Source organism: Candidatus Halocynthiibacter alkanivorans, from assembly GCF_003333265.1.
Lineage (GTDB): Bacteria > Pseudomonadota > Alphaproteobacteria > Rhodobacterales > Rhodobacteraceae > Halocyntiibacter_A > Halocyntiibacter_A alkanivorans.
The window spans coordinates 1-7,881 of sequence record NZ_QOLB01000097.1; the positions used below are offsets into that span (position 1 = coordinate 1).

General features: G+C 63.7%; 5 protein-coding genes. 1 reads left to right on the forward strand and 4 read right to left on the reverse strand.

Annotation, left to right across the window (positions count from 1 at the left end; genetic code table 11):
* Window positions 1–353: 353 nt before the first annotated feature.
* The 4 genes from DWA01_RS12090 to nhaA all read right to left on the reverse strand — a co-directional run bounded on the left by DWA01_RS12090 (window position 354) and on the right by nhaA (window position 6,207).
* Window positions 354–1,568 carry a bifunctional alpha/beta hydrolase/OsmC family protein gene (locus DWA01_RS12090; protein ID WP_114286096.1) on the reverse strand — a complete coding sequence of 405 codons (1,215 nt, stop codon included), beginning with the start codon at window positions 1,566–1,568 and terminating at the stop codon, window positions 354–356.
* A 426-nt stretch (window positions 1,569–1,994) separates the two neighbouring features.
* The gene (locus tag DWA01_RS12100) at window positions 1,995–3,416 is read right to left on the reverse strand and encodes a hypothetical protein (protein ID WP_136057733.1); all 1,422 of its coding nucleotides are present in this window, start codon (window positions 3,414–3,416) and stop codon (window positions 1,995–1,997) included.
* 949 nt (window positions 3,417–4,365) lie between these two features.
* Window positions 4,366–4,572 carry a cold-shock protein gene (locus DWA01_RS12110; RefSeq protein ID WP_114286100.1) on the reverse strand — a complete coding sequence of 69 codons (207 nt, stop codon included), beginning with the start codon at window positions 4,570–4,572 and terminating at the stop codon, window positions 4,366–4,368.
* A 246-nt stretch (window positions 4,573–4,818) separates the two neighbouring features.
* Window positions 4,819–6,207, reverse strand: coding sequence for a Na+/H+ antiporter NhaA (nhaA, locus tag DWA01_RS12115; RefSeq protein WP_114286101.1), 1,389 nt, complete (start codon window positions 6,205–6,207; stop codon window positions 4,819–4,821).
* A 556-nt stretch (window positions 6,208–6,763) separates the two neighbouring features.
* Between nhaA and DWA01_RS12120 the strand changes: the two genes are divergently transcribed.
* Window positions 6,764–7,399: an MBL fold metallo-hydrolase gene (locus DWA01_RS12120; protein WP_114286102.1), complete on the forward strand. Its 636-nt coding sequence runs from the start codon at window positions 6,764–6,766 to the stop codon at window positions 7,397–7,399.
* Window positions 7,400–7,881 lie beyond the last annotated feature (482 nt).

Sequence of the window (7,881 nt, forward strand, 5' to 3'; positions counted from 1 at the left end):
GGGAGGCGTCGGGGTGGAGCGGGCGAACAACACCTGTCGCGGAGGGCGGGCGGAGGGGCGCGGGTAAATGTTCCCGTGATCTGTGAGGCGGCGGGCACGCCACGATGTTGGCCGCGGCGGCTAGGTTTCGGGACCCTGCGCTTGACGGGCTTTGCGATGTTTTGTGACAGGGGCGGCAGATTTCGGTCGCTGTGCGGGCCTGGCGTCGCTGGTGCAGCGCGGGAGGCGGCCAGGCCGCGCTCCGGGGCCACATAGACTGGGGTCATTTGCAATCAGGGTCAGGAGAAGTCCAAGCCGGGTGAATGACCTGCCGGATGACGTGCCACGCCGGCGCCTGGCCCCTGCACCGCGTGTCAGCGGCGCAGGATGGTGGTGACCCTGGCCGAGGCTTCCAGCGTTTTATGCACCGGGCATTTGTCAGCGATTTCAAGCAGGCGGGCGCGCTGGTCGTCATCCAGATCGCCGCAGAGCAGGATCTCGCGGTGGAAAGTGTCGATATGCTGGTTGCTGCCCAGATCCGCGTCCTGGGCGTGCATTTTATCATGGGTTACATCGACCTGGACATGGCTCAGCGCCCAGCCTTTGCGCCGGGCGTACATGCGGATGGTCATCGAGGTGCAGGTGCCGAGCCCGGCCGCCAGAAACCCGTAGGGCGACATGCCACGGTTGCTGCCGCCATAGGCCTTGGGTTCATCGGCCAGCACGTGGTGGAACGGGCCGGACTGTACATCTTGCAAAAACCCGTCCGGGTCGGCCTCTGACACCCGCAACACGCCTTCGGGCACCCCAATGGGCGGCGCTGGCGCGTTCAGCGCGATATAGCGGCCGGCCCAGGCGGCGATCACCTCGGCGGCATATTCGGCATCCTTGCGCCGGCTGAGCAGGTGGTCGGCATCATCCAGCGTGACAAAGCTTTTGGGATGGGTGGCGGCGAGGAAAATCTCGGCGGCATTGTCGATAGAGACAACTTCGTCGCGCGGCGCGTGCATCACCAGCAGCGCCGGTTTCAGCGCCGGCAGCAGCCGGGTCAGCGTGTCGTTCTGAATGTCATCGATAAAGTCCTGGCCGATCATCAGATCCTGATCCCCGAGCCGCACCCGGGCCACGCCCTTGTCGCGGATCTCGTCAAGATGGGCGTCAAACAGATGCGCCACATGGGCCGGGCTGGCGGGCGCGCCCAGGGTGACTACGGCTTTTATGGATGCGATCTTTGGCGCGGCACGCAGTACGGCGGCACCGCCAAGGGAATGGCCGATCAGCAGAGCGGGTGGCAGACCGAGACTGTCAAGGTGGTGGGCGGCGGCGATCAGATCGGCGGCGTTGGAGGTGAAGGTCGTTTCAGAAAATTCACCCTGGCTGTCGCCCAGACCGGTGAAGTCAAAGCGCAGCACGGCGATGCCCATCGCTGCCAGCCGGGCTGATATGCGGCGGGCGGCATGGATGTCCTTGCCACAGGTGAAACAATGGGCAAACAGCGCGGTGGCCAGATGCGGGCCTTCCGGCAGGTCCAGACGGGCCGACAAGAGGGCGCCATTGTGACCGGTGAAGGTGAGATTTTTCTTTGCCATGAGCTGTGGCCTTTGATGACTGTGTTCTGGTCCTCAATCTGCGGACGCGGGGCCGCAGGTTCAAGAGCGGCATGGCAGTGATCACGCAAGGGTGAGGGGCGGACAGCTGTTTGCGATCTGAACGGGGGCGGAAGGCGCGGGCGAAGCGCCTGTCCGGATGGGGCGGGCAAGCGGCGCGGACTGGCCGCGCTTCGCCGGAGAGCGTCTGCGGCGCCAGGGAGCTGTGCTGCTGGCTGCCCGGTGCCGGCTGGGATGCGCTGCGTGTCTTTTGGGGGCCAGGCTGGCAGGCGGGTCTGAAACAGGTCCCGCACCGGTGTCGGTGTCGGTGTCGGTGTCGGTGTCAGTGTCGCTGTCGTTGCCGGGATCTGCGCGTGCGGCTGTAGCGGGAACTGAAGCGACGCTGGGCCAGGGCACAGAAAGGCGCGCTCAGCGTTGCGACGGATGCGCGGCAGCGGGCCGGGTTGCTGTCAGCTGTTCGGAGGTGGGGGTCAGCAGCGACAGGGCGAGGCCAAGCGCCAGGGCAATGATCACGCCAGAGCCGAGGCCAGACCGGGCGCCAGATGCGAAACCCGTGCCAAAGCCCGCGCCGGAGCCAGATTTGGGTGCAACTGTGAACTGCCGCTGCGGGGGGCTGGCCGCAGGGGCGTCAGCCGGGCGGCCAGGCGCGGCGATCAGGGTGGCGATCAGGGCGGCGGTGCCGGGTTGCAGGTCAGGATGCCGGCCGGGGCGCGTGGCTGCGTCTGCGCTGGTCAATGCGTCGGGGCGCGGGGAGACCGGGCGTCGCTGGCAGCTATCGCCCGCATTAAGCGCGCGCGCCAGGTCTGTTTCCGGATCGCCTGACGGGCGGCGCAGATGTGGCAGCGTCTGCGCCCGGGTGCGTGTCGGGGTGCTAGTCCGGGCCTGGCTTTGATCCGGGTCGGGCATCGGCGGCAGCTGCTGTTGCCGGGTGTGCGACGGCTGGGGCCGGGCGTTCTTTGCCGGTGCAGCCGCGTCCCGGGGGACAGGGTCCTGCGCCGGATCAGGCGGCGTTGCCGCGGAGGTGATGTCGCCCGCTGCCGCCAGGGCTGTATCCGCGGCCAGGGTTTTGGGTGCGGGCAGTGGGGCCAGCGCGGGCAGGCGGACAATGAGCGTCCCCCGGGCATTGCGCCCCCAACTGGCCGGGGCCAGTGCATCCCGCGGTGGCGTGCGGCTGCCGGCGAAAATCTGCAGCGCCCTGAGACCGGTCGCAGCGATGTCTTCGGGCGTGTGGCCGCCGGTCAGCAGGTCAATTTCGCAGCCGAGAACCTGGCGGGCCCCCTGCATGCGCACCCTGCCGCCGCTCAGGGTTTGCGGGCGTGCCAGCAGCGACCAGGGCGGGGTGGTGCCGGCGGCGCTGCAATCAGACAGGCGCTGCAATGCGCCCAGGTTCAGCATCACACCGGAATGCATCCAGCACAGGGCGCGGGTGCCATTGCTGTCCGCAAGCGCCCGGGCGGCGCGGTAGCTGATTTGCAGCAGTTCAAAGGGCGCCGGGCTGGCGTCGTCGTCTTCGCAGGGCGCGCCAGGGGCGGGTCCGGCACCGGATGTAAAACGGATATGTGCCTGGTGGCAGCCCAGCAGGACCCCGTTGGCGCCACGGGCAAAGCTGCCGGGTGGAAAACATTCCGCCGCCATGGGCAGCGGTTCCAGTTGCAGCTGCAGATGGCGGTCCGCACCACTGTACAGCCGGGATTGCCCGTCGCTGCTGGCGCGCTCGGGTACCAGGCCGAGCGGGCGCAGACTGTCTGTCAGCCGGCTCAGCGCTGCCGCATCGGGCAGATGGGAACAGAGCAGAACGGCGTCGCTGGTCGCTGGGCGGGTCTGAGCCATGAAATAAACGTCCTTTCCGGCGATCAGATCTGACACGCAAGCGCGGCAAAATCTGGGCCGGAGTGGCGCGTTCCGGCGGCATTTTAACGATTTGGCAATAATTCAGCCTGCCACGAACAGCCTTAACGGCGGGTGAAATGGCCGGATCTCTTTGCGTTCAATTTGGCTGAAACCGGAACTGTTCTGCGCCTGCCGCCCGTCAGGGGCCCGGCACGGTGCAGTGCCAGGGCCGGCTGGCCGGGACTGGTGGCCGGGACCGGTGGCAAAAACAGGTGACACAGACGGCCCGGCGCAGAGCGACGTGGGGTTTTAGAACTGAACATTGGCGCCGGTTTTGGCGCTGGCTGCACTCCCGTGAATGGCGAAAACCGGCAGCACACGCAAAAAATGTCAAAACCCTGTCACATAGAGCTGTGCAGCGGCGTCTGACATTGCAGAGTGAGCCAAAATGAACCCCGGATGGCCACAATGGCTGAGACGAGGTTGCCCGCACTAATATTGGCTGCCAGGCAGAGCTGACTGGGCAGGTGCGTCTGAGCGAAGACGGGATTTATCATCTGGTGTGCACATGCTGGCAGAGCCCATGCAGGCCGGAGACGCCACCCAGGATCTCCTGATTCAGCCGGTGACAAGTCAGGGCTCGTTCAGAGGAGAGGGCTCTTTTCAGTCATGGAGGTGCCGCGCCCTGGCCAACCAGCTGTTGTCGGCGCAACAAATCTGTGCCCGCGATCCGGGGCTGAAATTTGATCTGTTTGCCGGCGGTCTGCAGCACAGGCGCCAGAAAACGATCGTTGTGCCCCGCGTGGGGCGCGGCTGATGGCGGTGCGAAGGGCCGGCCTGCAACAAGCAGAAACGGCGGCCGGAACGCATCCGGGCCGCCGTTTCAAAATTCATCTAAGCGGGGTCAGCCGCGTATTTCTTCAAAGCAGCGTCAGCTGCTTTCAGTGGTTCAGGCGAGTGCCAGGTCTCCGGCAGATTGTTTGCCGTCACGACCTGTTTCCAGCTCAAATGTGACTTTCTGATTGTCCGCAAGCGTCGTCAGACCCGCGCGCTCAACAGCGGAGATGTGTACAAACACATCGCTGCCGCCGTTGTCCGGTGCGATAAAGCCGTAGCCTTTGGTTGAGTTGAACCATTTTACGGTGCCGTTAGCCATCTTAGTATCCCCCTGGCGTTTACCACCCGCAAAGCACGGTGGCGCCGGTGTCGTGAGATCAATAAATAATTACGTTTATCTGCACGAAGTGTCTGATTTTCTGTGAAAGATTGTTTCACGCAAAAAAGTTAGGAGGAATCCTGGCAAAAATCAAGGGTAGCTTGCGCGCGCGGGAATATCCGGTGTGGGCGTGGCATGAGCCTGGCAGCCTGCCAGCGGGATGGACCGCTGGCAGGGGGCTACAGATTACTGCGGCTGGAGGGATGCGGGCCTTCCGGCGATATAGAGCCAGATAAACCCGCAGATACCGGCAAAAAGGGACGCCGCGAGAATGCCGGTTTTCGCCATCAACAGCATTTCCGGCTGATTTTTAAAGCCGAGCTGGGCGACAAAGATCGACATGGTAAAACCGATCCCGGCCAGCAGGGAAGCACCGGCGATCTGGCTGAAGCGGGTGTCTTTGGGCAGTTCCGCCACCCCGAGTCTGAGCACCAGCCAGCTGGCGCCGGTGATGCCGATAAACTTACCCAGCACGAGGCCAAGGGACACCCCAAGCACCACCGGGTTGGTGACGGTTGCCGCCAGGGCAGAGACATCCACCGGAATGCCGGCATTGGCGAGGGCAAACACCGGAATGATCAGAAACGCCACCGGCAGATGCCAGATATGCTCCTGCCGCTGCAGCGGGGTTTCCACACTGATCACGCTGTTTTCCAGGGCCTGGACCTGGGTGCGCAGCTCCACATTGGTCATAATGCTCTGGCCGGGCCGGTGGCTGGCGTCAAAGCGGTCCATCAGGGTGCGCACATGGGCGCTGAAACGTTCCGGGTTGTATTTGGGAATCGCCGGCACAGTCATGGCGCCGATCACACCGGCGAGCGTGGCGTGTACGCCCGACTGCAGCATCGCATACCACAGCAGCACGGCCAGCAGGAAATAGGGGATCGGATTGCGGATGCCGCCGCGGTTCAGACCCACCAGCAGGGCGGTCAGCCCGGCGGCGGCGGCGAGCGGCATCATAGAGATGCTGTCGGTATAAAAGACTGCGATCACCAGCACCGCGCCGAGGTCATCGACGATGGCCAGCGCCACGAGGAACGTCACCAGCGCTTTGGGCGCGCGGGTGCCGAGCAGGGCCATAGCACCGATGGCAAAAGCGATGTCGGTGGCCATGGGAATGCCCCAGCCGAGTGCGGCGTCGCCAGACGGGTTAAAGGCAAAATAAATCAGCGCCGGCACGACCATGCCGCCGATGGCTGCGGCCACCGGCAGCACCGCATTGCGTGGATTGGCCAGTTCACCCACAAGGAATTCCCGTTTCAGCTCAAGCCCGACCACGAAGAAAAATATCGCCATCATGCCGTCGTTGATCCAGTGGGCGAGGGACATTTTCAGCACCCAGTCGCCAACACCGATTTTGATATAGGTGCTGAGCGTGTCAGTGTAGAAGGTGGCCAGCGGCCCGTTGGCCAGTATCAGAGCCAGAACCGCCATCGCCATCAGCAGCAGGCCACTTGCGGTCTGTCGGTGCAGAAACTCTTCAAACGGAGACAGCACTTTGCCGACGGCTGTTTCCCAGGGGGCGCGGTAAATGCCGGCTTTGTCCTGGGATGTGTTCGGGTCGGGTGCGCTCATGTCTGATCTCCTGGCATGGGTTTGGCGGCGCCATGCCCCGGGATGTGCCCCGAGGATGAACCGGATCTGGTGATGTTGGGTGACGTTGGCGCAAAAATGGGGGTTGTTGGCACGCGTTTCAATACCTGGAACTACGCAGGGCGCGATCAGAAGCGGGCGCGGTGAAACGACAGCCAGATGCGGATTGGCTTGCTGCCGCGGGCAGGCGTGGAAATTGACCCTTGACCTCAAGTTGACTTCAGGGGGTAGCGTGGCGGGCAGAGAGGTGTCGGCGCGGTGATTGTCTGAGTGAACGAAACGGGTCCACCGGTGGCCGCCGGTTGCACCGGCCCTGGGCGCGCGCGGCTGTCGCCAGGCGGTTTTCCGGCGGACGTAACTGGCAGGTCCCATGTCCCCCTGGCGGTCAGGGGTGCAGAGATTTGACTGCGAAGACGTGGCTGCAGTGACGTGATTTTTGAGCCGCGATCATATGAGGAGGCCGTGTCGGAAGATGTCGCGTGGGGGTGGACGTGTCCCTGTAATCCGGCCCTGTCAGTGACGCGGGAGAGGAGGCAAGATGAAACAGATATATCCCGATCTGTGGCAAACGACGCTGGAAAAGCGGTTTGGCACCCTGGACTCGCATGGGTATTTTTTACGCCATGCGGAGGGCAACGCGCTGATCTATCACAGTGAGACCCGCGCCGATTATGAGGCGATCGGCAAACTGGGCGGGGCGCGGCATCAGTATCTGAGCCACAGCCATGAAATAATGCCGTCCCTGCAGGACAGCCGCGCGGCGCTGGGGGCAAAGCTCTGTGGTCACCGCAATATGAGCCCCCGGTTTAGCGGCGCCCAGGGGCTGGATGTGGCGTTTGACACGGACGATAAGGTGACACATGCGGGCGGGCTTGAGGTGATTTTCACACCTGGCCACACCGACAACAATGTCTGTTACCGCTACGATTCCCCCCATGGCAAAACCTATCTGTTCACCGGGGACGCGATTTATCAGGATCACGGCGTATGGAACTGGCTGATCTTTGAGCGCGATGGTGGCAGGCGGGAAGATATGAAAGCCACGCTGCTGCGGCTGCAGGACCTGGACGTCGATGTGCTGATTTGCAGTGTTTCGGTGGGGCCAGTGCGCATTCAGGAGGTGGACCGGCCTGGCTGGCAGGCGATTGTTGACGGGTTGCTGGCGCGGTTTTGATTTCCTTGCTCCTTGCTCCTTGCTCCTTGCTCCTTGCTCCTTGCTCCTTGCTCCTTGCTCCTTGCTCCTTGCTCCTTGCCCCTTGCCTGTTTCCGGTCGCAGACATCAGTGCTGATCGCTGATGCGGGCCTCTGCCGCAGGTCGGGGGACCGGAGGGGGGCTGATGGCGAAGCGTCTGTCGCGGGGCACTGGTTGCGGCACTCCGGAGCCGGAGCCGCTGCGAAGCCGGAGGGGCACCGCAGGTCGTACTTTGCGGCAAAAAACGGCACCCATTGCGTGCGGGTGACCTTGTGACAGCGGGGCAGTGAATGCGCGCGCCAGCGCCCATGTGTTCACTGGGGAGAAGCGGCTGCGAAGCAGGAGGGGCGCTGCGGGTCGTGTCTGGGCATGAAAGAAGGGGCACCCATTGGGCGCCCCTTCTTCAACATCAGTGATGTGACAGCTTAGCAGCTGTAATACATCTGAAATTCCACCGGGTGAGG

Excerpts from the sequence above, each read along its gene's own strand:
- DWA01_RS12100 (WP_136057733.1), bottom strand. The coding sequence starts at position 3,416 with ATGGCTCAGACCCGCCCAGCGACCAGCGACGCCGTTCTGCTCTGTTCC.
- nhaA (WP_114286101.1), bottom strand. The coding sequence starts at position 6,207 with ATGAGCGCACCCGACCCGAACACATCCCAGGACAAAGCCGGCATTTAC.
- DWA01_RS12090 (WP_114286096.1), bottom strand. The coding sequence starts at position 1,568 with ATGGCAAAGAAAAATCTCACCTTCACCGGTCACAATGGCGCCCTCTTG.
- DWA01_RS12120 (WP_114286102.1), top strand. The coding sequence starts at position 6,764 with ATGAAACAGATATATCCCGATCTGTGGCAAACGACGCTGGAAAAGCGG.
- DWA01_RS12110 (WP_114286100.1), bottom strand. The coding sequence starts at position 4,572 with ATGGCTAACGGCACCGTAAAATGGTTCAACTCAACCAAAGGCTACGGC.